At 65.0% G+C, this 25,238-nt stretch carries 24 protein-coding genes; 18 read left to right on the top strand and 6 right to left on the bottom strand.

Annotated elements, in window-relative coordinates; all coding sequences use genetic code 11:
* Position 1 precedes the first annotated feature (1 nt).
* Positions 2-910 (bottom strand): SDR family NAD(P)-dependent oxidoreductase, encoded by a 909-nt coding sequence (locus ACYZGB_RS10665; RefSeq protein ID WP_462388185.1) that lies wholly within the window; start codon positions 908-910, stop codon positions 2-4.
* Positions 911-1,873: 963 nt separating this feature from the next.
* On the opposite strand from ACYZGB_RS10665, the gene ACYZGB_RS10660 reads away from it, so the two are divergent.
* From ACYZGB_RS10660 to tolA, 11 genes are all read left to right on the top strand, one after another.
* Positions 1,874-2,155: a DUF427 domain-containing protein gene (locus ACYZGB_RS10660; protein WP_462388184.1), complete on the top strand. Its 282-nt coding sequence runs from the start codon at positions 1,874-1,876 to the stop codon at positions 2,153-2,155.
* A 545-nt stretch (positions 2,156-2,700) separates the two neighbouring features.
* The gene (locus ACYZGB_RS10655) at positions 2,701-3,336 is read left to right on the top strand and encodes a DUF938 domain-containing protein (RefSeq protein WP_462388183.1); all 636 of its coding nucleotides are present in this window, start codon (positions 2,701-2,703) and stop codon (positions 3,334-3,336) included.
* Between the two features lie 13 nt (positions 3,337-3,349).
* Positions 3,350-3,646: a 2Fe-2S iron-sulfur cluster-binding protein gene (locus ACYZGB_RS10650; protein WP_421561150.1), complete on the top strand. Its 297-nt coding sequence runs from the start codon at positions 3,350-3,352 to the stop codon at positions 3,644-3,646.
* A 386-nt stretch (positions 3,647-4,032) separates the two neighbouring features.
* Entirely contained in the window at positions 4,033-5,154 is a 1,122-nt protein-coding gene (ribBA, locus tag ACYZGB_RS10645) for a bifunctional 3,4-dihydroxy-2-butanone-4-phosphate synthase/GTP cyclohydrolase II (protein ID WP_462388182.1), read from the top strand.
* A gap of 18 nt (positions 5,155-5,172) precedes the next feature.
* A complete protein-coding gene (gene ribH, locus ACYZGB_RS10640; RefSeq protein ID WP_462388181.1) occupies positions 5,173-5,637 on the top strand; it encodes a 6,7-dimethyl-8-ribityllumazine synthase in 465 nt (154 codons plus the stop codon).
* On the top strand, positions 5,634-6,176 hold the full coding sequence (gene nusB / locus ACYZGB_RS10635; RefSeq protein WP_462388180.1) for a transcription antitermination factor NusB: 543 nt from the start codon (positions 5,634-5,636) through the stop codon (positions 6,174-6,176). Before ribH ends, nusB begins: the two co-directional genes overlap by 4 nt.
* Before the next feature lie 91 nt (positions 6,177-6,267).
* Positions 6,268-7,452: a pyridoxal phosphate-dependent aminotransferase gene (locus ACYZGB_RS10630; RefSeq protein WP_462388179.1), complete on the top strand. Its 1,185-nt coding sequence runs from the start codon at positions 6,268-6,270 to the stop codon at positions 7,450-7,452.
* Positions 7,453-7,456: 4 nt separating this feature from the next.
* Positions 7,457-7,876, top strand: coding sequence for a tol-pal system-associated acyl-CoA thioesterase (ybgC, locus tag ACYZGB_RS10625; RefSeq protein ID WP_462388178.1), 420 nt, complete (start codon positions 7,457-7,459; stop codon positions 7,874-7,876).
* A complete protein-coding gene (tolQ, locus tag ACYZGB_RS10620; protein WP_462388177.1) occupies positions 7,873-8,586 on the top strand; it encodes a protein TolQ in 714 nt (237 codons plus the stop codon). Before ybgC ends, tolQ begins: the two co-directional genes overlap by 4 nt.
* A 15-nt stretch (positions 8,587-8,601) precedes the next feature.
* Positions 8,602-9,030, top strand: coding sequence for a biopolymer transporter ExbD (locus tag ACYZGB_RS10615; RefSeq protein ID WP_462388176.1), 429 nt, complete (start codon positions 8,602-8,604; stop codon positions 9,028-9,030).
* A 21-nt stretch (positions 9,031-9,051) separates the two neighbouring features.
* A complete protein-coding gene (gene tolA, locus ACYZGB_RS10610; protein ID WP_462388175.1) occupies positions 9,052-10,008 on the top strand; it encodes a cell envelope integrity protein TolA in 957 nt (318 codons plus the stop codon).
* 130 nt (positions 10,009-10,138) lie between these two features.
* Here tolA and ACYZGB_RS10605 read toward each other — a convergent pair whose 3' ends face one another.
* The gene (locus tag ACYZGB_RS10605; RefSeq protein ID WP_137749560.1) at positions 10,139-11,479 is read right to left on the bottom strand and encodes an MFS transporter; all 1,341 of its coding nucleotides are present in this window, start codon (positions 11,477-11,479) and stop codon (positions 10,139-10,141) included.
* 242 nt (positions 11,480-11,721) lie between these two features.
* Here ACYZGB_RS10605 and cyoA point away from each other — a divergent pair, with 242 nt between their 5' ends.
* The 7 genes from cyoA to ACYZGB_RS10570 all read left to right on the top strand — a co-directional run bounded on the left by cyoA (position 11,722) and on the right by ACYZGB_RS10570 (position 18,770).
* On the top strand, positions 11,722-12,786 hold the full coding sequence (cyoA, locus tag ACYZGB_RS10600; RefSeq protein WP_462388174.1) for a ubiquinol oxidase subunit II: 1,065 nt from the start codon (positions 11,722-11,724) through the stop codon (positions 12,784-12,786).
* A 24-nt stretch (positions 12,787-12,810) separates the two neighbouring features.
* A complete protein-coding gene (gene cyoB, locus ACYZGB_RS10595; RefSeq protein ID WP_462388173.1) occupies positions 12,811-14,820 on the top strand; it encodes a cytochrome o ubiquinol oxidase subunit I in 2,010 nt (669 codons plus the stop codon).
* Positions 14,813-15,457, top strand: coding sequence for a cytochrome o ubiquinol oxidase subunit III (gene cyoC, locus ACYZGB_RS10590; RefSeq protein ID WP_462388172.1), 645 nt, complete (start codon positions 14,813-14,815; stop codon positions 15,455-15,457). Before cyoB ends, cyoC begins: the two co-directional genes overlap by 8 nt.
* Entirely contained in the window at positions 15,458-15,889 is a 432-nt protein-coding gene (gene cyoD, locus ACYZGB_RS10585; protein WP_291507349.1) for a cytochrome o ubiquinol oxidase subunit IV, read from the top strand.
* Positions 15,889-16,701, top strand: coding sequence for an SURF1 family protein (locus ACYZGB_RS10580; protein ID WP_462388171.1), 813 nt, complete (start codon positions 15,889-15,891; stop codon positions 16,699-16,701). The genes cyoD and ACYZGB_RS10580 overlap by 1 nt, the downstream gene beginning before the upstream one ends.
* Positions 16,698-18,041: an ATP-binding protein gene (locus ACYZGB_RS10575; protein ID WP_462388170.1), complete on the top strand. Its 1,344-nt coding sequence runs from the start codon at positions 16,698-16,700 to the stop codon at positions 18,039-18,041. Before ACYZGB_RS10580 ends, ACYZGB_RS10575 begins: the two co-directional genes overlap by 4 nt.
* Positions 18,042-18,206: 165 nt before the next feature.
* Positions 18,207-18,770, top strand: a complete 564-nt coding sequence (locus ACYZGB_RS10570) for a response regulator transcription factor (protein WP_462388169.1) — start codon at positions 18,207-18,209, stop codon at positions 18,768-18,770.
* 12 nt (positions 18,771-18,782) lie between these two features.
* Here the strand turns inward: ACYZGB_RS10570 and ACYZGB_RS10565 are convergent, their stop codons facing one another.
* The 4 genes from ACYZGB_RS10565 to acnB all read right to left on the bottom strand — a co-directional run bounded on the left by ACYZGB_RS10565 (position 18,783) and on the right by acnB (position 25,158).
* Positions 18,783-19,076: an SbmA/BacA-like family transporter gene (locus ACYZGB_RS10565; RefSeq protein WP_462388168.1), complete on the bottom strand. Its 294-nt coding sequence runs from the start codon at positions 19,074-19,076 to the stop codon at positions 18,783-18,785.
* Complete coding sequence (locus ACYZGB_RS10560; protein WP_462388167.1) at positions 19,022-19,489, bottom strand: SbmA/BacA-like family transporter; 468 nt, start codon at positions 19,487-19,489, stop codon at positions 19,022-19,024. Before ACYZGB_RS10560 ends, ACYZGB_RS10565 begins: the two co-directional genes overlap by 55 nt.
* Positions 19,490-19,809: 320 nt before the next feature.
* On the bottom strand, positions 19,810-22,359 hold the full coding sequence (locus ACYZGB_RS10555; protein WP_462388166.1) for an ankyrin repeat domain-containing protein: 2,550 nt from the start codon (positions 22,357-22,359) through the stop codon (positions 19,810-19,812).
* A gap of 198 nt (positions 22,360-22,557) precedes the next feature.
* Positions 22,558-25,158, bottom strand: a complete 2,601-nt coding sequence (gene acnB, locus ACYZGB_RS10550) for a bifunctional aconitate hydratase 2/2-methylisocitrate dehydratase (RefSeq protein ID WP_462388165.1) — start codon at positions 25,156-25,158, stop codon at positions 22,558-22,560.
* Positions 25,159-25,238: the final 80 nt, after the last annotated feature.

Raw genomic sequence — 25,238 nt, 5'->3', positions numbered from 1 at the left:
ATCAAGCCCTTGCAGCCAAGGCCTTTCCTACTTCGTTGGTTCCTTGGGCCGCGCCGCTTTGTGGTACTTGCTCGCCCGCACGCTCGGTCACCTCGGCCAGGCGGGCCGCCAGCTGCTCGGGCACATCGGCGCCGATCCCCAGGTGGATGCCCTGCGTGAGGGTGATGTGGGCAGCCTCGAACGTGCCCGCGCCCGCACACAGGATGGTGCGGTTGGGCGCGCTTTCGTGCGCCAGCACCAGCATGGCGGGCACCACGGCTTCGGGCTTCAAGGCATCGAGCACCTCCTGCGGCATGAGGCCTTCGGTCATGCGGGTGGCGGCCGTGGGGGCCAGGGCGTTCACATGAATGTTGTTCTTTGCACCCTCGATGGACAGTGTCTGCATCAGCCCCACCTGCGCCAACTTGGCCGCGCCATAGTTGCTTTGGCCGAAGTTGCCGTACAGGCCCGTGGACGAGGTCGTCATCACGATGCGGCCGTACTGCTGCGCCACCATGTGCGGCCACACGGCCTTGCAGCAGTGGGCCGCGCCCATCAGGTGCACCTGGACAACAAGGTTGAAGTCGGCCATGTCCATCTTGGCAAACGATTTGTCGCGCAGGATGCCAGCGTTGTTGACCAGGATGTCCACGCGGCCCCAGGCATCGATGGCCTGCTGCACCATGGCTTCCACGGCCGCAAAGTCTGTGACGGACGCGCCATTGGCCAGCGCCTCGCCGCCCGCCGCACGGATCTCATCGACCACGGCCTGCGCCGCGCCCACCGTGGCGCCGCTGCCGTCCACCGCGCCGCCCAGGTCATTGACCAGCAACTTGGCGCCGCGTGCGGCCAGCGCCAGTGCATGCTGGCGGCCCAGGCCCCCACCGGCGCCTGTGACGATGGCCACGCGGCCTTGGAAGTCGATACCCATGTGAGTTTCTCCTGTTGTTGGTTGGTTAGTTGGTTGTGTTGTGCAAAGACGGGGCTGGGTGCCGGGAGGGCACGCTGCGCGTGGGACTTTAAGCGAGATGGGGGGTGGAGGGGGTTGCGCAGGTGACTGAGGGGAGCTTGCTGATTTTTTTGCTTTGCGAGTGTTGGGCTGATTGGGACGGCATGCCTTTGCCGAAGACGGAGGCCGGGGTGTGCGCCCGGCGGCGCAGTAACTTTCTTTCGCGTCGCCGAAAGAAAGTCACCAAAGAAAGGGCGACCCTGCTGTCTACGACCCCTTCGCTGCGCTGCGGGGCAACCTGGGGTGCTCGGTCACGGGGTGCACCGCAGAACTCGCTGCGCGCCTGCGGCGCTCCGCTCGGACAACTGCGGTGAGTCAGTTCACGAAGCACGCGCGCTCCGACGCGCGTGCCACCCCGCGCCCTGCGCGCGCCAGGCGCATACAGAAGGGAACCCACCGGGATCGGACATCCATTCGGGCCATCGCTGCGCTTGGCGCTTGCGCTCGCGAGATGGGGCCGAGCGAAGCAAAGGCCTGTGGGGGTGTCCGGCTGTTGGATGTTCGGCTGCCCAACCCCCTGCTGGCTGCGCCTGCGGCGGGGCGGTTGCGGGGTGGCATGGGCGTCGAAGCGCCCATGCTTCGGGATCTGACTCGCCGTGGTTGTCCGAGCGGCGCGCGCAGCGCAAAGCGAGTTCCACGGCGCACCCCGCAACCGCCCCGTCGCAGGTTTGCCCCTTCGCACAGCGAAGGGGTCGCAGACTGGGGGTCACCTTTCTTTTGGGTACTTTTCTTTGGCGAAGCAAAGAACAAGTACCTCGGCCGCCGGGCCGAGACCCGGCCTCCACCCTCAACACGAGCAAGCAACCAACCAAGCCCCCCCCAAAAACCAATCGGGTAAGGTATCTTCCCCGCAAACAAGCCCTGAAGAAAAGGAAAAGAAACCCCATGAAAGCAACCTGGAACGGCGTCGTCATCGCCGAAAGTGATGACACCGTGGTGGTCGAAGGCAACCACTACTTCCCCGAAAGCGCCCTCAAGCGTGAGTTCTTCACCTTCAGCAACCACAAGACCATGTGCGCCTGGAAAGGCCAGGCCAGCTACCTGTCGCTGCTGATCAACGGCGAAATGCACCCCGAGGCCGCCTGGTTCTACCCTGACCCCAAGCCCGAGGCCGAAGAAATCCGGGGCCGCGTGGCGTTCTGGAAAGACGTCAAGGTCACGGCCTGAACCACCGCCTGTGGGTTATCCCTGCTGCCGCTGGACAATCATGTGGATAAGTTTTGGCAAGTCCTGTATGACAACTCCAAGTGCTTGATTTGTAAGGGTAAGCCCTGCATTGCACATTTTTTAGGCAACCCTCCAAAAGCCAGCAGCGGTTATCCCTTTCCGCACTGGACAATCATGTGGATAACTTTGGACAAGCCCTGTATGACACAGCTAAGCGATTGATTTACAAAGAATATCCTTGCATTGATCAAAAAACAGGCAGCCAACAGGCATCGTCCAGCCCCGGGCAAGCTACCCACAGCCAAGCCCTGCGGCACCCCGGTTATCCCGCCCGACACTGGACAATCTTGTGGATAACTGTGAACAAGCCTTGTATGACAAGGTTAAGTGCTTGATTTGCAAGGAATATCCTTGCGCCGCTTAAAAAACAGGCACCCCGCCGGACAAGGCATCTGCGGTACATTGCACACCGGCACGCCCACAAACGCTCCTTATTTGATAGCTATCAGCGCTTGATAGACGCGCGCAAACAGCCAAAAACACTCATGTCCAACGCCCTCCTCCAGCACAGCCCCGCCGCAGAACGCAACCAGGGGCCCATCCTGGCGCAGCTGCTGGGCCTGCTCCCGCCAGCGGGGGCGGCACTGGAGATCGCCAGTGGCACCGGCCAACACGCCGCCCACTTTGCCGCCGCCCTGCCCGGCTGGACCTGGCAACCCACCGACCTGCAAGCCACCCACTTTGGCTCCATCACGGGCTGGGCCGCCCAGGCGCAGGCGCACAACGTGCGCGCCCCGCTGCGGCTTGATGTGCAACAAAACCCCTGGCCCGCCGAAGGCCCGGCCTTTGGCACCCCGTTCGACCTGATCTACTGCGCCAACATGCTGCACATCGCGCCCTGGGCCTGCTGCGCCGGACTCATGCACGGCGCGGCCCGCCACCTGGCAGCAGATGGCCACCTGGTGACCTACGGCCCCTACCTGGAAGACGGCGTGCCTACGGCCCCGGGCAATCTGGCCTTTGACGCCAGCCTGCGCGCGCAGGACGCCGCCTGGGGCATCCGCCGCATTGAAGACGTGATGGATGTGGCCGCACAGGCTGGCCTGCAACTGGCCGCGCGGCATGCCATGCCCGCCAACAACCTGCTGCTGGTGTGGACCCACGCCGCCCGCCAACCTTGACGAAACACGCACCATGAACACACCAACCACCGCCCCCTTCTTCATCGCCAAGGTCGAACCCGACGGCCTGCAATGCGACGCCTGGCCCGAGCAGCCCCTGCTGCTGTCAATGGAACAAGGCGGCATCGACTGGCCCAGCTCCTGCCGCAACGGCACCTGCCGCACCTGCCTGGGCCACCTGGTCGAGGGCACAGTGCGCTACGCCATCGAATGGCCGGGCCTCACGGCCGAAGAAAAGGAAGAAGGCTGCGTGTTGCCCTGCGTGGCCTATCCGGCGTCAGACGTGGTGCTGCAGGGCAGCGCCATCTGATCTTCGTCAGACACTACCTCGTTCAGAGACGGAACGGGCCCCGGTGCACTAAAATCCAGGGCTTCGGGGGCAAGGGAGCCTCTGCATGAATGACGCGGCGTGTGCGCTGCGGATCGGGATGGGTTGCAAGGCGCAAAGCACAGCAATAGCGGGGCTATTGCGAGCATTTGCAACGCAGCAGACCGCCCGAGACCGCAGATGCACGCGGTGCGATGATTCATGTAGAGGCTCCCCAGCTCCTTTGACGTGCGGCAGCGCCGCATCGCATGTTCTTTGGGGCGGTTTCTTGGGGGCACAGCAGCTGCCCCCGGCCACGGGAACCTGTGCTGCAGCACACCGCCAGCTGGCAAGCCGCCAGAGGCTCCCACAGAAAGCCCCAACCTTCCATGAACACCCCCCTCACCCCCGTGCCGATCTCGCCCGTCGAGGACATCGTGGCCGAGATGCGCGCCGGGCGCATCGTCATCCTAGTGGATGAAGAAGACCGCGAAAACGAAGGCGACCTCGTCCTGGCCGCCGACCATGTCACGCCCGAGGCCATCAACTTCATGGCCCGCTTCGGCCGGGGCCTGATCTGCCTGACGCTCTCGCGCGAGCGCTGCGAGTTCCTCAAGCTGCCGCCCATGGCCGCGCGCAACGGCACGGTGTACAGCACGGCCTTCACGGTCTCCATCGAGGCGGCCGAGGGCGTGACCACCGGCATCTCGGCAGCCGACCGTGCCCGCACCGTGCAGGTGGCGGTGGACCGCAACTCCAAGCCCACCGACCTGGTCCAGCCCGGCCACATCTTCCCCCTGCAGGCAGTGGACGGCGGCGTGCTGATGCGCGCAGGCCATACCGAAGCCGGCTGCGACCTGGCCGCCATGGCGGGCTGCAGCCCTGCATCGGTGATCTGCGAGATCATGAAGGACGACGGCACCATGGCCCGCCTGCCTGATCTGCAGCTGTTTGCGGCAGAGCATGGCCTCAAGATCGGCACCATCGCCGACCTGATCGAATACCGCAGCCGCAACGAGTCGCTGGTGGAAAAGGTCGGCACGCGCACGCTGCAGACCGCCTACGGCGAGTTCACCGCCCACGCCTTCCGCGACAAGCCCAGCCAGGCCGTGCACCTGGCGCTGGTCAAGGGCCAGTGGAGCACTGACGACGTGGTGCCTGTGCGCGTGCACGAGCCGCTGTCGGTGTTCGACGCGCTCGAAATCAACCGCTCCATGCACTCGTGGGGGCTGGACACCAGCCTGCAGTACCTGGCCAAACAAGGCAAGGGCGTGGCGGTGCTGCTCAACTGCGGCGAAACCGCCGCACAGCTGCTGGCCCAGTTCGAAGGCACGGCCCGCGCGGCGCAGGCCCCCGAGCGCGGCCGCATGGACCTGCGCACCTACGGCGTGGGCGCGCAGATCCTGCGCGAATGTGGCGTGCACAAGATGGCCCTCATGGGCCAGCCGCGCCGCATGCCCAGCATGGCGGGCTACGGCCTCGAAATCACCGGTTTCATCCCCAAAGAATAAAAGAACAGGACTACGACTATGTTTGGCGCAGACAAAGGCACCGCAGACAAATTGGACGGCAAGAAGCTGCACATCGGCATCGTGCAGGCCCGCTTCAATGAAAGCATCACCAACACCCTGGCCACCGCCTGCCGCGCAGAGCTGCTGGCCCTGGGCGTGCAAGAGAAGCACATCAAGCATGTGCAGGTGCCCGGCGCACTCGAAGTGCCCGTGGCCCTGCAGGCCATGGCCGAAAGCGATGAGTTCGACGCGCTGATCGCGCTGGGCTGCATCATCCGTGGCGAGACCTACCACTTCGAACTGGTGGCCAACGAATCCGGCGCGGGCGTCACCCGCCTGTCGCTGGACTACCAGATCCCGATTGCCAACGCCATCATCACCACCGAGAACCTCGAACAGGCGATTGCCCGCCAGACCGAGAAGGGCACCGATGCGGCCCGCGTGGCAGTGGAAATGGCCAACCTGCTGGACGAGCTGTCATGAGCGAAAACACCCCCACTACACCCTCTTCGCCCCGCCCTCCCAAGCAGGCCCGCACCGGCCTCAAGAGCACAGGCACGCGCAAGGCGGCCTCCAAGTCCAACCGCAGCCGCGCGCGCGAGTTCGCGCTGCAGGCCCTGTACCAGCATTTGGTGGGGGGCAACGACGCCCATGCCATCGATGCCTTTACGCGCGACCTGGCGGGCTTTCACAAGGCCGACTCTGCCCACTACGACGCGCTGCTGCATGGCTGCATTGCCACAGCAGTCGAGATGGACCAACTCATCACCCCGCTGCTGGACCGCAAGATGGCCGAGATCTCGCCGATTGAGCACGCCACGATGTGGATCGGCGTGTACGAGTTCCAGCACTGCCTGGACGTGCCATGGCGTGTGGTGCTCAACGAGTGCATCGAACTCGCCAAGGAGTTCGGCGGCACCGATGGCCACAAGTACGTGAACGCAGTGCTCAACGGCCTGGCACCGAAGCTGCGCGCCGTGGAAGTGGCGGCCGACAAGGCCGCTGGCGCGGGCGCCGCCTGACCCCGCACCGGCCCCATCGGTGCGGTCGGGGCCGCTCCACTGTTTTCTCCCTCCACGCCCCCACGCCCGGTCTGGGCAGGATGCCTTTGCCATGAAGTTTTCCACGCGCGCCGAGCGCATTGAACCGTTCTATGTGATGGAAGTGGCCAAGGCCGCGCAGGCCCTGGCACGCGAGGTGGCTGGCACGCGCGAGCCGATGATCTTCCTGAACATCGGCGAGCCGGACTTCACCGCGCCGCCCTTGGTGCAGGAGGCTGCCGCGCGCGCCGTGCACAGCGGCGCCACGCAATACACCAACGCGCTGGGGCTGGATGCGCTGCGCGAGCGCATCAGCGGCTGGTACCAGAGCCGCTTTGGCGTCAACGTGCCTGCACGCCGCATCGTGGTCACTGCCGGTGCTTCGGCCGCGCTGCAGCTGGCGTGCCTGGCACTTATCGAGTCGGGCGACGAGATCCTGATGCCCGACCCCAGCTACCCCTGCAACCGCCACTTTGTGAGCGCCGCCGAGGGCAAGGCCGTGCTGCTGCCCACCACGGCCGCAGAACGCTACCAGCTGAGCGCCGACAAGGTGCGTGCGGCCTGGACGGACAAGACGCGGGGTGTGCTGCTCGCATCGCCGTCCAACCCCACCGGCACTTCCATCGCGCCCGGTGAGCTGCGCCGAATCCACGAAGTGGTCCGCGCGCATGACGGCATCACGATGATCGACGAGATCTACCTGGGCCTGTCGTACGAAGAAGAATTCGGCCACACGGCCTTGGCCATCGACGACAACATCATCAGCATCAACAGCTTCAGCAAATACTTCAACATGACCGGCTGGCGCCTGGGCTGGATGGTAGTGCCCGAGGCCATGGTGCCCGTGGTGGAACGCCTGGCGCAAAACCTGTTCATCTGCGCCAGCACCGTGTCGCAGCATGCAGCGCTGGCCTGCTTCGAGGCCGAGAGCATTGCCGAATACGAACGCCGCCGCGCCGAGTTCAAGGCGCGGCGCGACTTCTTCATACCCGCCCTGCAGTCGCTGGGCCTCACGGTGCCGGTGATGCCCGACGGCGCCTTTTACGCCTGGGCCGACTGCACACAGGCCGCGCAACAGCTTGGTGTGAACGGCAGCTGGGACTTTGCGTTCGAGGTCATGCGCCGCGCCCACATCGCCGTCACACCAGGCCGCGACTTTGGCACGGCCGAGCCCGAGCGCTTCATCCGTTTCTCCACTGCCAACTCGATGGCACAGCTGGAAGAGTCCGTGGCGCGGTTGCGCACGCTGCTCGGCTGAACAAATGGCGTTCGAGTTCCCGATCCGCATCTACTGGGAGGACACCGATGCCGGTGGCATCGTGTTCTACGCCAACTACCTCAAGTTCTTCGAGCGCGCGCGCACCGAATGGCTGCGCTCGCTGGGCATAGGCCAGCAACGCTTGCGGGAACAAACCGGCGGCATGTTTGTCGTAACCGATGCGCAGCTGCGCTACCACCGCCCGGCGCGGCTGGACGATGAACTCATTGTTACCGCCGCCCTGCAGGACGCAGGCCGGGCATCGTTGACAATACTGCAGCAGGCGCTCCTGAAACCAGAGCAGATGACCGACCAGCCCCCCACCTTGCTGTCCGAAGCCACCATCCGCATCGGATGGGTCGATGCCGCCACGATGCGCCCCGCAAGAATCCCCAGCACCCTTCTGGAACAACTCACACCATGAATTCCCAAAACATGTCCATCATCTCCCTGGTGCTGCACGCCAGCTGGGTGGTGCAACTCGTGATGCTGCTGCTGCTGGGCGTGTCGGTGGCCAGCTGGGCGGCCATCTTCCGCAAGCTGTTTTCGCTCAAACGCGTGAAGACCCTGAACGAGGACTTCGAGCGCGAGTTCTGGTCAGGCACCAGCCTGAACGACCTGTATGCCGCCGCCGCGCAAAACGCCAAGCAGGCCGGCCCCATGGAACGGATTTTTGCCAGTGGCATGCGCGAGTACCAAAAGCTGCGCGAGCGCCGCATCGTGGACCCGGGAACCCTGCTCGACGGCGCACGCCGTGCCATGCGCGCGAGCTTCCAGCGTGAGATGGATGTCGTCGAATCCAGCCTGTCCTTCCTGGCATCCGTCGGCTCCGTATCGCCGTATGTGGGCCTGTTCGGCACCGTGTGGGGCATCATGCACGCCTTCACCGGCTTTGCAGGCATGGAACAGGTCACGCTGGCCACCGTGGCGCCCGGCATTGCCGAAGCGCTGGTGGCCACCGCCATCGGCCTGTTCGCCGCCATCCCGGCCGTGATCGCCTACAACCGCTTTGCACGCGACATCGACCGCGTGGCCACGCACCAGGAGACCTTCATCGAGGAGTTCTCCAACATCCTGCAGCGCAACCTGGGCGCGCAGCCCGCGTCCTCGGGCCACACGGCCTCGGGCCACTGATCCGGGAGGCACCCCATGCCCGCCATGGCATCCCGCGGCCGAGGCCGCCGCACCATCAACGAGATCAACATGGTCCCGTTCATCGACGTCATGCTGGTGCTGCTCATCATCTTTATGGTGACGGCGCCCATGCTCACGCCGGGCGCCATCAACATGCCAAGTGCAGGCATCTCGCAAAAACCGCCAGCGAACATCGCCCGCGTAGTTCTCAACAAAGATGGTTCGATTCAACTGAAAACACGAGAGGCAACTGTCACGCTGAGGTCAACAGAAGTTGGTCAAGCCGCACTCCGGTGGCAGCAAGCGCAGGGCAAAGACAAAGATACAGGCGTGTTGCTTAGCGCCGACAAAGATCTATCGTACGAAACGGTGATGAAGACCCTCGGTGTGCTGAAGAAAGCCGGAGTAGATCGGGTTGCACTCGAAGTTAAGCAAGGTAGTTAAAAAAACCGCCTCACGGATCTAATGCAAGCCCATACCGACCGCGACCAGTTTGCCCCACCCCGCCCTCCGGCGCGCCTGCGCGCCATCACGCTGGCGGTGCTGGTGCATGCGGTGCTGATTGGCGCACTCACCTGGGGCGTGAACTGGAAGAACACGGCCGACCAGCCCGCCGTAGAGGCCGAGCTGTGGGCCGCCGTGCCCACCCAGGCCGCAGCGCGTGCGGTGGAGCCCCCGGCGCCCCCACCACCGCCCCCCACGCCAGAACCGGTTGTTCCGCCCCCGCCTCCACCGCCGCCCGTGCGCGCCGTGCAGCCGCCCGACACGCGCGAGGCCGATATCGCCATCGAACGCGAGAAGAAGCGCCTGGAGCAGGAAAAGAAAGCCCGCGAACAGCAGCAGGAACGCGAGAAGCGCGAACGCGAGCGCAAGGAAGAAGAACGCCGCGACCGCCTGGAGCAGGAGAAAAAAGAGCGCCTGCAAAAGGAAAAAGACAAGGAACAGCGCGAAAAGCAACTGGCCGAGCAGGACAAGCAGAAAAAACTGGCCGAAGACAAACGCAAGGCGGATGAAGCCGCCAAGCGGAAGGCAGAAGCGGAAGAAAAGCAGTTGGCCAAGATGCGCGAAGACAACATGCGCCGCATCCAGGGCATGGTAGGTGCCACTGGAGCCGAAAACGCCACAGGTACAGCCCAGCGCAGCGCGGGTCCGTCGGGGGCGTACGGAGGCATGGTGTCCGCCAAAGTGAAACCCAATATCGTGTACCCAGACATGATCACGGGCAACCCACGCGCTGAGGTAGAGGTGCGGCTGTCGCCCGATGGGACCATCGTAGGCAAACGTCTCGTGCGGCCAAGTGGTAACAAGGCCTGGGATGATGCAGTGCTGCGCGCACTAGACAAAACGGAAACCTTGCCGCGAGACGTCGGTGGACGGGCTCCTCCAGCCTCTTTGATTATTGGATTCAGCCCGCAGGACTGAGGCCCGAAAACAAAAATGCCCGGCATCTAACCGGGCATTTTTTTGCCTTTTTGGCCTCTACCGCCTGATGGACAAGCCCAGGCAGCTATCAATTAAATAGCAAATTACCTGAACCCATTCCCCTAGGCATTTACCGATCCCGCCGCTCCATGCGGCGGTTCAGGTTCAGCGCGCCCAGTGTGCAGGCCACGCCGGACAGCAGGTACACAGTCACGGCCAGCAGGCCGAACTGGGCCGACAGGTACAGGGCCACCAGGGGCGCAAAGGCCGCACCGATGATCCAGGCCAGGTCGGCCGACAGAGCCGCGCCGGTGTAGCGGTACTGGGGCGAGAAATTGGCCGTCACGGTGCCGGAGGCCTGGCCATATGACAGGCCCAGCAGCACGAAACCCAGCAGCAGGAACATGGTGCTGCCCACTTCGCCGGAGTTGAGCAGCACGGGCGCCATGAAGCTGAACACGCCAATCAGCACCGCCATGCCGCCCAGCAGCTTGCGGCGGCCCAGGTGGTCCGACAGCCAGCCCGACACCATGATGGCGCCCGCAGCGAGGAAGGCGCCCACGATCTGTACGCCCAGGATCTGGGTGACGGGCTGCTCGGAGTACAGCGTGATCCACGACAGCGGGAACACGGTGACCAGGTGAAACAGTGCAAAGCTGGCCAGCGCCGCAAACGCGCCCAACAGCACGTTGCTGCCTTCATCGCGCATGACGCGGCTCACGGGCACGGGCTGCAGTTCCCGGTCCTTGAGCAGCTCAGAGTACGACTGCCCCACCACCAGGCGCAAGCGCGCAAACAGGGCCACCACGTTCACGGCAAAGGCCACAAAGAAGGGATAACGCCAGCCCCAGGCCAGGAACTCTTGCACAGACAAGCTGCTGTACAGGTAGGCAAACAGGCCCGCCGCCAGCACAAACCCGAGCGGGGCGCCCAGCTGGCCGATCATGGCGTACCAGCCCCGGCGTTCCTTGGGGGCCGACATGGCCAGCAGCGATGGCAAGCCGTCCCACGAACCGCCGAGCGCCAGCCCCTGGCCAACGCGCAAGATCAGCAGCGCCACCACGGCCGTCAGGCCCACGTCCTTGTAGCCGGGCAAAAACGCCATGCCCACCGTGCACACGCCCAGCAGGAAGAGCGCAACGGTCAGCTTGGTGCCCCGGCCCCAGCGCCGCTGGATGGCCATGGAGATGGCCGTGCCCACCGGGCGCACGACAAAAGCGACCGCCAGCAGCGCAAAGCCCATCAGCGTGCCGTCCAGGCGCGACAGGAAGGGGAACAGAAAGGACGGGAAGACGAGAACACAGGCGATCCCGAAAACGAAGAAGTCGAAGTACTCGGACGAACGTCCAATGATCACGCCCACAGCGATTTCGCTGGGGGTGACGTCTTCATGCGTATCAGCCCGCGAGAGAGAGGCGGGGCTTTCTTGAAAACCGGCCGCAGGGTAGGTGGCAGAGGCGGGGCTGCTCATGAACAAGGCTCCTTATCGTTGTGTGAATCAGACAACTCCGTTCTACACGCAAGTCGAACCGCCCACAAGTGCGGTTTTACTGATCTGACTGCGGGACAACGCCCCTCGACGCACCAAATTGGGGCAAGCCTCGTTGACCTTGGACAAAATGTCCAATGTACAAATTCGCTAGGGCTATTACATTCAGCGGCACTTCGTTATCCGCGTTTACCCGTAATTAAACGCCCCGATTGCGCTTCCACATGCCCAAACTATCCCTCTCCCGCGTGCCCACCTGGCTGGCCGCCATCGCTGCCCTAGGCAGCCTGGCTGGCTGCAGCAAGGCGGTCGTCCTCAACCCCGCTGGCGACATCGCTGCGCAGCAAGGCCACATGGTCATCCAGGCCACGCTGCTGATGCTGATCATCATCGTGCCGGTGATTGCCCTGACCCTGTGGTTTGCCTGGAAGTACCGCCAGAACAACACCGCCAACACCGAAGACGACTACGACCCCGACTGGCACCACTCCACCTCGCTGGAGCTGGTGATCTGGACGGTGCCCCTCCTGATCATCATCGCCCTGGGTGCGCTGACCTGGATCGGCACCCACAAACTCGACCCCTACCGCCCGCTGGACCGCATCTCGGCCACCAAGTCGCTGGATGCGCAGTCCACGCCGCTGGAGGTGCAGGTGGTGGCCATGGACTGGAAGTGGCTGTTCTTCTACCCCGAACTGGGCATTGCCACGGTGAATGAACTGGCCGCGCCGGTAGACCGCCCCATTCTGTTCAAGCTGACGGCCACGTCCACCATGAACGCTTTCTACGTGCCCGATCTGGCCGGCATGATCTACGCGATGCCCGGCATGCAGACCGAACTGAACGCCGTGATCAACCAGCCCGGCGTGTACAAGGGCATGTCCTCGCACTACAGCGGCTCGGGCTTCTCGGGCATGACGTTCAAGTTCCATGGCCTGAGCCAGGTCGACTTCGAGCAGTGGGTGGCCCGGAACAAGTCCGAAGGCAAGCCCCTGACGCGCCAGGCCTACCTGGACCTGGTCAAGCCCAGCGAGCGCGACCCCGTGCAACGCTTTGCCAGCGTGGAAAACGGCCTGTACGACAAGGTGCTGAACCGCTGTGTCGAGGACGGCAAGATGTGCATGCACCACATGATGTCCATCGACGAGCGCGGCGGCGAGGCCTTCATGAAGGCCCAGGGCCTGAACCTGCCCCAGGACGTCTGCACCGTGGACAACGCCGCCCAGGTGGTAGCTGCCCTCGAAGCGCGCCACGCCACGGTCTACGACCGCACCCTCTCCCGCCAATGATCCGCGCATAAGAGACTGACGAACATGTCCACCTCACCCGTTGTAACCGAACCGCATTGGGCCCTGGGCCGAATCACCTGGGATTCCATACCGATGGCGCACGAGCCCATCGTGCTGTGGACCTTCATCGCCACCATGCTGGGTGGCCTGGCCGTGATGGCCGCCATCACCAAATTCAAGCTCTGGGGCCCGCTCTGGCGTGACTGGATCTGCAGCATCGACCACAAGCGCATCGGCATCATGTACATGATCCTGGGCCTGGTGATGCTGCTGCGCGGCTTTGCCGACGCCGTGATGATGCGCCTGCAACAGGCCATGGCCTTTGGCGACAACATGGGCTACCTGCCGCCACACCACTACGACCAGATCTTCACGGCCCACGGCGTGATCATGATCTTCTTCGTGGCGATGCCACTGGTCACGGGCCTGATGAACTACCTCGTGCCACTGCAGATCGGCGCGCGCGACGTGTCGTTCCCGTTCCTCAACAACTTCAGCTTCTGGATGACCACCGCCGGCGCCGTGCTGGTGATGGTGTCGCTGTTCTTGGGCGAGTTCTCCACCGCTGGCTGGCTGGCGCTGTCGAACCTGGGGGCCCAGAACCCGGGCGTGGGGCTGGACTACTACATCTGGGCGCTGCAGATAGCGGGGGTGGGCACGACGCTGTCGGGCATAAACCTGATCGTCACCATCATCAAGATGCGTGCGCCCGGCATGAACCTGATGCGCATGCCCGTCTTCACCTGGACGGCCCTGTGCACCAACGCGCTCATCGTGGCATCCTTCCCCGTGCTGACCGCTGCCCTGGTGCTGATGTCGCTGGACCGCTACGCGGGCACCAACTTCTTCACGAACGACCTGGGCGGCAACCCCATGCTGTACGTGAACCTGATCTGGATCTGGGGCCACCCCGAGGTCTACATCCTGATCCTGCCCTGCTTCGGCATCTTCTCCGAAGTGGTCGCCACGTTCTGCCGCAAGCGCCTGTTCGGCTACACCTCCATGGTGTACGCCACGGTGGTGATCACCATCCTGTCGTACCTGGTGTGGCTGCACCACTTCTTCACCATGGGCTCCGGCGCCAGCGTGAACACGTTCTTTGGCATCACGACGATGATCATCTCGATCCCCACGGGCGCGAAGATCTTCAACTGGCTGTTCACGATGTACAAGGGCCGCATCCGTTTCGAGCTGCCCATGATGTGGACCGTGGCCTTCATGGTGACGTTCGCCATCGGGGGCATGACCGGCGTGCTGCTGGCCGTGCCCCCGGCCGACTTCGTGCTGCACAACAGCCTGTTCCTGATCGCCCACTTCCACAACGTGATCATCGGCGGCGTGCTGTTTGGCCTGTTCGCGGGCATCAACTACTGGTATCCCAAGGCCTTCGGCTACAAGCTCGACCGCACCTGGGGCGTGCGCTCCTTCTGGCTGTGGGTGGTGGGCTTCTGGGTGGCGTTCGGTCCGCTGTATGTGCTGGGCCTGATGGGTGTCACGCGCCGTGCCAACCATTTTGAAGACCCGTCGCTGCAGATCTGGTTCGTGATCGCCGCCATCGGCGCCGCGATGATTGCTGCGGGCATCGCCTGCTTCCTGATCCAGATCGTGGTGAGCTACCTCAAGCGCGACCAGCTGCGCGACCACACGGGCGACCCCTGGGACGCACGCACGCTGGAGTGGGCCACCTCCTCGCCCCCGCCGAACTACAACTTCGCCTTCACGCCCGTGGTGCATGAGATCGATGCCTGGTGGGACATGAAGAAACACGGCTACCAGCGCCCGCTGAACGGTTTTGCGCCCATCCACATGCCCGCCAACACCGGCTCGGGTGCGGTGATCTCGGCGCTGTCGCTGGTGCTGGGTTTTGCACTGATCTGGCACATGTGGCTGCTGGCCGGTGTGTCGTTCGTCGGCGTGGTCCTGGCGTCCATCATCCACACCTTCAACTACAAGCGCGACTTCTACATTCCCGCCTCTGAAGTGACAGAGACGGAAAACCTCCGCACCCAACAACTGCGCGCCAGCCATGTCTGATATCCGTTACACCCCTGGCGCGGCAGGCGCCGCGAGCGCAGCCCTGCCGCTGCGCCAATACCACCCCGCACACGAGCCGCACCCCGAGAACGGCACGGCCCTGGGTTTCTGGCTCTACCTGATGAGCGACTGCCTCATCTTCGCCGCCCTGTTTGCCACCTATGGTGTGCTGGGCCGCAGCTATGCGGCGGGCCCCACAGGCGCGCAGCTGTTCGACCTGACGCTGGTGGCCATCAACACGGCCTTCCTGCTGCTGTCGTCCATCACCTTCGGCTTTGCCATGCTGCGCAAGCAGCAGAACGACGTAAAGGGCACGCTGGTGTGGCTGGCCGTGACGGGTTTCTTCGGTCTGTGCTTCCTGAGCCTCGAACTCTATGAGTTTGCCCACCTGATCCACCAGGGTGCCACGCCCCAGCGCAGCGCCTTCCTGTCGGCCTTCTTCACGCTGGTGGGCACCCACGGCCTGCACGTGACCTTTGGCCTGATCTGGCTGGTGGTGCTGATGGTGCAGATCGGCAAACACGGCCTGATCCACGAAAACAAACGCCGCCTGATGTGCCTGTCCATGTTCTGGCACTTTCTGGACGTGGTCTGGATTGGCGTCTTTACCTTTGTCTACCTGATGGGAGTGCTGTAAATGAGCGCCGCACAACACACGGCACATGCCGGACATGACCACCACGATGACCATGGCGACCACCATGGTGACGTGGGCCCCCACAGCAGCCTGCGCGACTACACGATCGGTTTTGTGCTGTCGGTCATCCTCACCGCCATCCCCTTCTGGCTGGTCATGGCCAAGGTGATTGCCGACCGCAATACCGCCGTGCTGGTGCTGGGCGCATTTGCCGTGGTGCAGATCCTCGTGCACATGGTGTATTTCCTGCACATGAACGGCAAGGTCGAAGGCGGCTGGACCATGCTGTCCACCATCTTCACGGTGGTGTTTGTGGCCATCGCCATCGCCGGCACGCTGTGGGTGATGTTCCACATGAACGCGAACATGATGCCCGAACACCCCACCCCCACACCACCGACGCACGAGGCGCCGGGCCACTCGACGCCCTGATGCCGTCCCACCCCACAGCCCCGGCCCCCCAGGCCCGGCGGCTTCGCCAGGCGGTGCTCGCGGTCGTGGGCATCGCCTTGTTTTTGGGCTTCATCGCGCTGGGCACCTGGCAGGTGCAGCGCCGCGCCTGGAAGCTTGCACTGATAGAGCGCGTGGAGCAGCGTGTGCATGCTGCCCCCGTGGCCCTGCCCCTCAGCCCGGAATGGCCCCAGGTGAGCGCAGCCAGCCACGAATACCTGCCCGTCACCGCGCAGGGCCTGTGGCTGCCCGAGAAAACCGTGCTCACCCAGGCCCTGACCGAGCTGGGCTCGGGCTTCTGGGTGATGACGCCCCTGCAGCTGGCCGATGGCACCCAGGTAGTGGTGAACCGGGGTTTTGTGCCGCAGGAGCAGCGCGCCCAGTGGCTGGCCACACCCCTGCCCGCCTCCGCTCCCACCACAGCAACCATTCAGGGCCTGCTGCGCATGAGCGAGCCGGACGGCGGATTCCTGCGCGCCAATGCCCCGGCCGAGCAGCGCTGGTACTCGCGCGACATCGCTGCCATGGGCCGCGCGCTGCAGCTGCCCCAGGCCGCCCCGTTCTTCATCGATGCGGGGTTGCCTCCAGCACCGGGTAACTCGGCCACCGACACCCGCTGGCCCCGCGCGGGCATGACGGTGGTCCGCTTCTCCAACAGCCACCTGGTCTACGCACTGACCTGGTATGGCCTGGCGCTCATGGTTGCGGGCGCAGGCTGGTATGTGGCACGCTACGAGCGCCGCCTGCGCGATGCACGCAGCAACGCACAACAGCCCGCCAGCCGCCACCCATGACCACCGCCCCGCGCGCAGAACCCGCCGCCACGCCGCCGCAGCAGCAACAGCAGCGCAGCCCGCGTGCGGCCGATGCAGCAGCGGGCATCAAGAACCTGCAGCAGTTGATCGAGCTGCGCTGGATTGCCGTGGTGGGCCAGGTGTTCACCATCGAGATGGCGCACTACAGCCTGAACCTGGCCCTGCCCCTGCGCGAGATGCTGCTGGTGGTGGGCTGCCTGGCCATGTTCAACGTGGTGAGCCTGCTGCGTCTGCGCACGGGGGTCACTGTGCGCACCGTCGAGCTTTTCCTGGCCCTGCTGATCGACGTGGCCGTGCTCACCGTGCAGCTGTACCTGAGCGGCGGCACCACCAACCCGTTTGTGTTCCTGTACCTGCTGCAGATCACCATCGGCGCCGTGCTGCTGCGCGGGGCCTACATCTGGTCCATCGTCGTCATCACGCTGTTGTGCTTTGGGGTGCTGGCCACGCACCACCTGCCGCTGGAGCTGCCGCAGGACCTGCACCAGGGGCTCTCCAGCCTGTATGTGCTCGGCCTGCTCGTGTGTTTTGTGCTCAACGCCACGCTGGTGGTCGTGTTCATCACCCGCATCAACCTGAACCTGCGCGAGCGCGACGCGCGACTGGCGGCTGCACGCCGCCGCCGCGTGGAAGAAGAACACATCGTGCGCATGGGGCTGCTGGCCTCGGGCGCGGCGCACGAACTGGGCACGCCGCTGTCCACCCTGGCCGTGATCCTGGGCGACTGGCAACACGACAAGCGCCTGGCAGACAACACCCCGCTGCAAGAGGACATCCGCGAGATGCAAGCCCAGGTGCAGCGCTGCAAGAGCATCGTGAGCGGCATCCTGCTGTCGGCGGGCGAAGCGCGTGGCGAGGAGTCGGTGCAGACCACCGTGTGCACCTTTGTCGATGCGTTGGCGCGCGAGTGGCGCAGCACGCGGTCGATGCCCACGTTCGAATACGACAACCAGTTCGGCGCCGACACGCCCATGGTGTCGGACACCACACTGCAGCAGATGGTTTTCAACGTGCTGGACAATGCCCGTGACGCCTCGCCCGACTGGGTGCGGCTGGCCGTCACGCGCAATGCCGATGTGCTGAACATCACCGTGACGGACCGGGGCCCTGGTTTTGCACCCGACATGCTGGCCAAACTGGGAACCCCGTACCAGTCCACCAAGAACCGCCCCGGCCACGGGCTGGGCCTGTACCTGGTGCTCAACGTGGCCCGCACGCTGGGCGGCAGCGTGGCGGCACGCAACCTGCCCGAGGGCGGGGCACAAGTGACCATCGAGCTGCCGCTGGCCGCCATTGCCCTGCCCGGCACAAAGACCTGAGAGGCTGAGAATCTTTTGTCCCAACCCGCCATGCACGCCAAAACACTCCTGCTCGTCGTTGCAAATGCTCGCCATAGCCCGAGCTATGGCTGTGCTTTACGCCTAGATCCGAAGCGTTTTCGCGCGCCTTTCGGGCTCGGCCAAAAAACTCTCAGCCTCTGAGCCATGCACACCGAAGACAACGCACACGATGACGACGACGGGCGCCTGCTGCTGATCGTGGAAGACGACGAGGCCTTTGCGCGCACGCTCACCCGCTCGTTCGAGCGGCGCGGCTACCGCGTGCTGCAGGCCGCCAGCCTGCCCGAGGTGGAAGCCCTGCTGGCCGACCACACGCCGGGCTACGCCGTGGTGGACCTGAAACTCAAGGGCGACGCCTCGGGCCTGGCCTGCGTGCAGCGGCTGCACGCGGCCGATGCCGACATGCTCATCGTGGTGCTCACGGGGTTTGCCAGCATTGCCACGGCGGTGGAGGCCGTGAAGCTGGGCGCCTGCCACTACCTGGCCAAACCTTCCAACACCGACGACATCGAGGCAGCCTTCGGGCTCAAGGAAGGCAATACCGAGGTGGAACTGACCAACCGCTCCAGCTCCATCAAGACGCTGGAGTGGGAGCGCATCAACGAGGTGCTGGCCGAGACGGGCTTCAATCTGTCCGAAGCCGCCCGTCGCCTGGGCATGCACCGGCGCACGCTCACCCGCAAGCTCGAAAAGAAGCAGGTGCGATAACGCCCACCGGCTCTACGCGGAGGCCGGTGCTGCCTCCAGCATCTGCCGCTCAAACGCCCGCAGGCGCTTGTAGATCGAGATCTGCTCCACCACCGTGCTCCAGTTGAGCACCAGGAACTGGAACGACTCCAGCACCTTGTCGAACGCCCGCGCAATCTGCTGCATCACGCCCAGCGTGATGGCACCCGCAATCAGCGTGGGGCCGAGCGCAATCAGCGGCACCAGCACACTCACCTGCAGGTAAGACCACTTCACCACGTCAAAGTACAGGTAGTGGAAGAACAGCCTGAAGTAGTTGCGCCGCACGGCTGCAAACAGCTCGGCCGCCGTGGGTGGCGCGGCGCGGGCATGGTGTCTTCCTGCACACGCTGCGCCGCGCCCTCGATGTGCCGCAAACGCGGCCAGGCGGCCATGTAGTGCTCGTTCATCGCCTGCCGCCAGCGGAAGATGTAATGCTTGCTGAAAAAATCCACCAGCACCGCCGTGGTCACATAGATCATGGCGATGCGCGCAAAGGTGAAGAGCTGGCCCCAGAACTGCTCGGCCGTGATGCTGCCAGGCTTGCCCAGCGCCTCCTGAATCAGGTCGTAAAAGCTGCCAAACCATTCGTTGATCTGCACATCCAGCTGCACCCGGTAGGCCGTGGCCAGCAGGATCACGGCAGAGCCCAGAACAGACCAGGCCCACCAGCGGCGGGCAAAAAAGAAGGACTTGAACATCGTGGGTGGGGTGTTGTTGTGGTGAAAAGGTTCGCCCGGCTCTGACAGCCACCGAGCCCGAACGTTCCGCAGCGGCTGCTGCCAGACGGGACATGGGGCGCACGCGTGGCGGCGGGGTGCCGAGCTGCGCACCAAAGCAGAAACAGTGCGAAAAATAGGGCAAAAATGGCCGTTACCGAGCGATGGGTCTCAAGCATCGCTTCAAAAACAATAGCAAATACTACCTACGGTCCGCTGAAGCCCGCCCCCGGGTCTTCCCGCAGCCATCGCAGTGCAAGCAGGGCTTGTACGGGGGGCGGCTTCGGCCATGCAAAGCGCCCCTACCGCTGGGGCCCCAGGTGCTCTGCCAGCCAACGCTCGGCATCGGCCTGCCCACGCCGCTGTGCCCAGTCCTGTGCATTCCGGCCCTGCCGGTCGCGCCAGGCCAGGTCCACACCACGCGCCTGCATCCACTGCAGCACCGCCACACGGCCCTTGGCAGCCGCCAGCATGGCTGGGGTTTCACCCCGGCTCGCGGGCGCGGGCTCGTCCAGAGGCTGGCCCTGTTCGGCCAGCCATTGCAGGCACGGCACACAGCCGCCTTGCGCCGCCATGTGCACACCGCCCCAGTCCCAGCGGTTGCGCACCTGCAGGCTGGCACCGGCCTGCACCAGCCGCTGCGCCACGGCCAGGTGGCCGCCATACAAGGCCCGCAGCAGCGCCGTGTCGCCGCGCTCGCTGTCTTTCTGGGTCTGGCGCAGGTCCGGCGTGACGCCCGCCTGCAAAAGCAGCTCTACATGCGCCATCTGCCCCCGGTGCGAGGCGAGCATAAGCACCGACGAGCCGTTGTCGGCCAGCAGGTTGGGGTTGGCGCCAGCGCGCAGGGCCCGTACCAGCGCGGCGGCATCGCCTGCGTTCTGCGCATCCAGCAGCTGCGCATCCGCTGGCGCCCAGACCCGCGCAGGCGCTGCGTCCCTGCGGGGGCCACCCACTTCCAGTGCACCCCGTGGCGCCCACAGCGCCGCCGCCATCAGGGCAACCACCACGAGCCAGCCCCAGGTGGGGCGTGCGTGGTCACTGGTGGTGTACCGCTGCGCCCCGGGCGCAAAGCGGCCGCGCCGCTCCTGCCAGGCCTGCGCGATGGCGCGCCCCACCGTGTCGGCAGCATCGGCGCCCCTGAGCCCCGGGGTAAGACGCACCAGCCCCCCACGGGCATGCCGCGCATACACCGCGTGGTAGCGCTGCTCGCTGCTCCCGCTGCCTGTCGCATACAGCAGCTTGTGCACCAGCGCCTGGCTGGCTTCGCCCGGGACGGATTGCACCGACGACCACCACCAGGACCTGCGCTGCAACCGCACACCATCGTCGTGCACGCACAGCGTCCAGCGCCGGGTGCCAGCATGCAGCGCAAACGCCACCAGCACCACCATCACGCCCAGCCCCCCGGGGGAGCGTGGCAACACCAGGCCCTGCACGCCCACACGGCCCTGCAGGACCCACTCCAGCCCCAGCAGAGCCAGCGCCACCCCAGCGGCCCAGCGCCATCCCGTCTGCGAAAAGTGCAGTTGCCAGGCGTCGGGTGTCTCGTGCACCCGCACACCTTGCGGCCACAGCGCGGTACTGTGATCACTCTCGACGCGCGTGTTGTCCGGCAGCGCAACAGGCACTGCCTGCTCCCACGCCACACGGCGGTCAAACCGGTCGGGAGTGGAGGCCACCAGGGCCGACGCATCAGCCTGCACCTGCAGGTCGTACGAAAGCTCCAGGGAGCCGCCGGGCCGCTGCAGCTCCACCCGCCAGTCCACACGCTCGCCCGACCGTTGTGCGCCGTGGGTGGGCGCGTCCTCGGGCAGTTCAAAACGGGCAGACAGGTGCAGGCCGCCGTCGGGAGTAGGTTGTAGTGAAGTGCTGGCCGCCACCACTTCCACCAGCCGCTCGGGCGATCCCGAGCTGGATTCGTCCACCCGGTACTGCGCCAGACGCAGGCGCAGGGCCTGCGCACCGTCTTGCCCCGCCGCCCGGCCGGGCAGCCGCAGGGTGACGGCCACCGCCCGCCCCGCCTGGGGCCGGTGCGGCAGGGCCGTGAACGCCGAGCCCCGGTAGCGCCACACCTTGCGCGTCTGCCCTGCAGCCAGGCACAGCAGCATCAGCCCCACCCCCACAAACACCCCCATGAAGGCCTTGGCCCACCCCGACGCGCCCCGGTCGGACCAGAGAGCCCCCGCCATGGGGAACGCGATGCCACACCAGAACAAGGCAAAAAACCAGGCTCTGGCGGCCGCGCCCTGCAAGGAGCTGCGCGCACCGGTATCCAGGCTCGGCCCCTGCGCATTGCCCCCCTCCGGCGGCTGTTGGGCCACAGCCGCCCCGCCGCACCCCAGCAGCACCCACACAAAGGCCCAGGCTGCCGCCAGCCCCACCCCGGTGAAAACAAATGCGAACGGCAGCCGCACCATCAGCAGCGGCCAGCGGATGTGCGGGTCGATCAGGGCGCGGGACGGCCGGGCCGGGTCTACCCAGACCGTGATGGCCTGGTTGCGCGACTGCGCCTCCTGCAGCCGCTGATGCCACTGCTGCTGCCAGTCGCCCAGGTTGTCGGCACCGCCTTGCGCGTCGAGCCCCACCTGCGTGCTCTCGTAGCGGGCCCCGCCGAATTCGTAGCGGTAACGCGCCTGCAGCTCGTAGGTGATGCCCCCTTCGCTGCTCCGCCGCTGCCGCAGGTCCGCCTGGAGCACCTGGGCTGGTATGGCCACCCAGCTGCGCACCTGCCACGCCACCTGCAGGGTCTGCGCCAGCGGTCGCAAGCCCGCCCAGTAACCCCCGAGGCCAAAGCCGATCGCAAACACGGCACTGAAAAGCAGCGCCCCCACCCGCCCCCCCATGGATGCCATGCCAGCCTCTCTTTCTTTTTTTTTTGTTGTTGTGGCCGCAGCATAGGAACGGTTTCATGACAAAACCGTGACTGTCACATTTTTGCCTTCAGGGCCAAGAGACGAAGAACAGCCCCAGAAGCAAAAAAACGGCCCCGAAGGGCCGTTTTTGTCTGGGCCGGAGGCGGTCTACACCACCATCCAGGCATCCGCAGCGCGTCAGCAGGACGCGACCGCCGCACCCTTGGCGGCTTCTGCGTACTCTTCGATCTGGTCGAAGTTCATGTAGCGGTAGACGCTCGCCTTGTCGGCATCGATCACGCCCATTTCCTTGAGGTACTCCTCCCGCGAAGGCAGGTAGCCCAGGCGCGAGGCGATGGCGGCCAGCTCGGCCGAGCCCAGGAACACGTTGGTGTTCTTGCCCAGGCGGTTGGGGAAGTTGCGGGTGGAGGTGGAGATCACCGTCGCGCCTTCGCGCACCTGCGCCTGGTTGCCCATGCACAGCGAGCAGCCGGGCATTTCGGTGCGCGCACCGGCCGTGCCGAACGCCGCATAGTGGCCTTCCTTGATCAGCTCGCTCTCATCCATCTTGGTGGGCGGTGCCACCCACAGCTTGACGGGGATGTCGCGCTGGCCGCCCAGCAGCTTGGCGGCTGCGCGGAAGTGGCCGATGTTGGTCATGCACGAACCGATGAAAGCTTCATCGATCTTGGTGCCCGACACTTCGGACAGGAACTTGGCGTCGTCCGGGTCGTTGGGGCAGCAGACGATGGGTTCCTTGATGTCGGCCAAGTCGATCTCGATCACGGCAGCGTATTCGGCGTCCTTGTCGGCTTCGAGCAGGTCGGGCGTGGCCAGCCAGGCTTCGACCTTCTCGATGCGGCGCTGCAGCGTCTTGGCGTCGGCATAACCATCGGCGATCATGTTCTTCATCAGAACGATGTTCGAGGTCAGGTACTCCTTGATCGGCTCGGGGTTGAGCTTGATCGTGCAGCCAGCGGCAGAGCGCTCGGCCGATGCGTCGGACAGCTCGAACGCCTGCTCGACCTTCAGGTCTGGCAAGCCTTCGATCTCCAGGATGCGGCCCGAGAAGGCGTTGATCTTGCCGGCCTTGGCCACGGTCAGCAGACCGGCCTTGATGGCGTACAGCGGGATCGCGTGCACCAGGTCGCGCAGAGTCACGCCGGGCTGCATTTCACCCTTGAAGCGCACCAGGATGGATTCAGGCATGTCCAGGGGCATCACGCCCGTGGCGGCGCCGAAGGCCACCAGGCCGGAGCCTGCGGGGAAAGAAATGCCGATGGGGAAACGCGTGTGCGAATCGCCGCCGGTGCCCACGGTGTCGGGCAGCAGCAGGCGGTTGAGCCAGCTGTGGATCACGCCGTCGCCGGGACGCAGGGCCACGCCACCACGGTTGGAGATGAACGCAGGCAGTTCGCGGTGCGTCTTCACGTCCACGGGCTTGGGGTAAGCGGCCGTGTGGCAGAACGATTGCATGACCAGATCGGCCGAGAAGCCCAGGCAGGCCAGGTCCTTCAGCTCGTCGCGGGTCATGGGGCCGGTGGTGTCTTGCGAGCCCACGGTGGTCATCTTGGGTTCGCAGTAGGTACCAGGGCGCACGCCCTGGCCTTCTGGCAGGCCCACAGCGCGGCCAACCATCTTCTGTGCCAGCGTGAAACCGGCATTTGTCGCCACGGGGGCGGTGGGCAGGCGGAACGCGGTAGACGCTGGCAGACCCAGGAATTCGCGGGCCTTGCTCGTCAGCGAGCGGCCGATGATGAGGTTGATACGGCCACCGGCGCGCACTTCATCGAACAGCACATCGCTCTTGAGCTGGAACTCCGCCACGGTGGCACCGTTCTTCACGATTTTGCCGTCGTAGGGCAGCACGTCGATCACGTCGCCCATTTCCAACTTGGACACGTCCACTTCGATGGGCAGCGAGCCCGAGTCTTCCTGCGTGTTGAAGAAGATGGGAGCAATTTTGCCGCCCAGCGTGACGCCGCCGAAGCGCTTGTTGGGCACGAAGGGGATGTCCTGACCGGTGGCCCAGACGATGGAGTTGGTGGCCGACTTGCGCGAAGAACCGGTGCCCACCACGTCGCCCACGTAGGCGACCAGGTGGCCCTTCTTCTTCAGGTCGTCGATGAACTGCATCGGACCGCGCTTGCCGTCTTCTTCGGGCTTGAACGCCGCGTCAGGACGGGTGTTCTTGAGCATGGCCAGGTAGTGCAGCGGGATGTCGGGACGGCTCCAGGCATCGGGCGCGGGCGACAGATCGTCGGTGTTGGTCTCGCCGGGCACCTTGAACACGGTGACGGTGATCTTCTTCTCGACTTCGGGGCGCGAGGTGAACCACTCGGCGTTGGCCCAGCTCTGCATCACTTCCTGGGCCTTGGCGTTGCCGGCCTTGGCCTTGGTCGCCACGTCGTTGAAGAAGTCGAACATCAAGAGCGTCTTCTTGAGCGCATCAGCAGCCACACCAGCCACTTCGGCGTCGTCCAGCAGCTCGATCAGGGGGTGCACGTTGTAGCCGCCCACCATGGTGCCCAGCAGCTCGGTGGCATTGGACTTGGAGATCAGGCCCACCTTCACGTCGCCATGCGCCACGGCAGCCAGGAAGCTGGCCTTGACCTTGGCAGCGTCGTCCACCCCCGGAGGCACGCGGTGCGTGAGCAAGTCCAGCAGGAAGGCATCTTCGCCAGCAGGTGGGTTCTTGATCAGTTCGATCAGTTCGGCCACTTGTTTGGCATCCAGCGGCAGCGGCGGGATGCCCAGGGCGGCACGCTCGGCCACATGGTCACGGTAGGCTTTCAACATCATTTTTCTCCGGTTGCGTTCTAAAGTGGGGCGGTATGCCGGTCTGCAAGGGCCTCAAGGGACCTCGCGCCAGCACACAC

It is taken from the genome of Acidovorax sp. Q11 (genome assembly GCF_054950075.1).
Note: the sequence above shows the minus strand (reverse complement) of the source record. Positions and strands in the feature narration are given on the sequence as shown.

Excerpts from the sequence above, each read along its gene's own strand:
- ACYZGB_RS10665 (WP_462388185.1), bottom strand. The coding sequence starts at position 910 with ATGGGTATCGACTTCCAAGGCCGCGTGGCCATCGTCACAGGCGCCGGT.
- ACYZGB_RS10660 (WP_462388184.1), top strand. The coding sequence starts at position 1,874 with ATGAAAGCAACCTGGAACGGCGTCGTCATCGCCGAAAGTGATGACACC.
- ACYZGB_RS10655 (WP_462388183.1), top strand. The coding sequence starts at position 2,701 with ATGTCCAACGCCCTCCTCCAGCACAGCCCCGCCGCAGAACGCAACCAG.
- ACYZGB_RS10650 (WP_421561150.1), top strand. The coding sequence starts at position 3,350 with ATGAACACACCAACCACCGCCCCCTTCTTCATCGCCAAGGTCGAACCC.
- ribBA (WP_462388182.1), top strand. The coding sequence starts at position 4,033 with ATGAACACCCCCCTCACCCCCGTGCCGATCTCGCCCGTCGAGGACATC.
- ribH (WP_462388181.1), top strand. The coding sequence starts at position 5,173 with ATGTTTGGCGCAGACAAAGGCACCGCAGACAAATTGGACGGCAAGAAG.
- nusB (WP_462388180.1), top strand. The coding sequence starts at position 5,634 with ATGAGCGAAAACACCCCCACTACACCCTCTTCGCCCCGCCCTCCCAAG.
- ACYZGB_RS10630 (WP_462388179.1), top strand. The coding sequence starts at position 6,268 with ATGAAGTTTTCCACGCGCGCCGAGCGCATTGAACCGTTCTATGTGATG.
- ybgC (WP_462388178.1), top strand. The coding sequence starts at position 7,457 with ATGGCGTTCGAGTTCCCGATCCGCATCTACTGGGAGGACACCGATGCC.
- tolQ (WP_462388177.1), top strand. The coding sequence starts at position 7,873 with ATGAATTCCCAAAACATGTCCATCATCTCCCTGGTGCTGCACGCCAGC.
- ACYZGB_RS10615 (WP_462388176.1), top strand. The coding sequence starts at position 8,602 with ATGCCCGCCATGGCATCCCGCGGCCGAGGCCGCCGCACCATCAACGAG.
- tolA (WP_462388175.1), top strand. The coding sequence starts at position 9,052 with ATGCAAGCCCATACCGACCGCGACCAGTTTGCCCCACCCCGCCCTCCG.
- ACYZGB_RS10605 (WP_137749560.1), bottom strand. The coding sequence starts at position 11,479 with ATGAGCAGCCCCGCCTCTGCCACCTACCCTGCGGCCGGTTTTCAAGAA.
- cyoA (WP_462388174.1), top strand. The coding sequence starts at position 11,722 with ATGCCCAAACTATCCCTCTCCCGCGTGCCCACCTGGCTGGCCGCCATC.
- cyoB (WP_462388173.1), top strand. The coding sequence starts at position 12,811 with ATGTCCACCTCACCCGTTGTAACCGAACCGCATTGGGCCCTGGGCCGA.
- cyoC (WP_462388172.1), top strand. The coding sequence starts at position 14,813 with ATGTCTGATATCCGTTACACCCCTGGCGCGGCAGGCGCCGCGAGCGCA.
- cyoD (WP_291507349.1), top strand. The coding sequence starts at position 15,458 with ATGAGCGCCGCACAACACACGGCACATGCCGGACATGACCACCACGAT.
- ACYZGB_RS10580 (WP_462388171.1), top strand. The coding sequence starts at position 15,889 with ATGCCGTCCCACCCCACAGCCCCGGCCCCCCAGGCCCGGCGGCTTCGC.
- ACYZGB_RS10575 (WP_462388170.1), top strand. The coding sequence starts at position 16,698 with ATGACCACCGCCCCGCGCGCAGAACCCGCCGCCACGCCGCCGCAGCAG.
- ACYZGB_RS10570 (WP_462388169.1), top strand. The coding sequence starts at position 18,207 with ATGCACACCGAAGACAACGCACACGATGACGACGACGGGCGCCTGCTG.
- ACYZGB_RS10560 (WP_462388167.1), bottom strand. The coding sequence starts at position 19,489 with ATGTTCAAGTCCTTCTTTTTTGCCCGCCGCTGGTGGGCCTGGTCTGTT.
- ACYZGB_RS10555 (WP_462388166.1), bottom strand. The coding sequence starts at position 22,359 with ATGGCATCCATGGGGGGGCGGGTGGGGGCGCTGCTTTTCAGTGCCGTG.
- acnB (WP_462388165.1), bottom strand. The coding sequence starts at position 25,158 with ATGTTGAAAGCCTACCGTGACCATGTGGCCGAGCGTGCCGCCCTGGGC.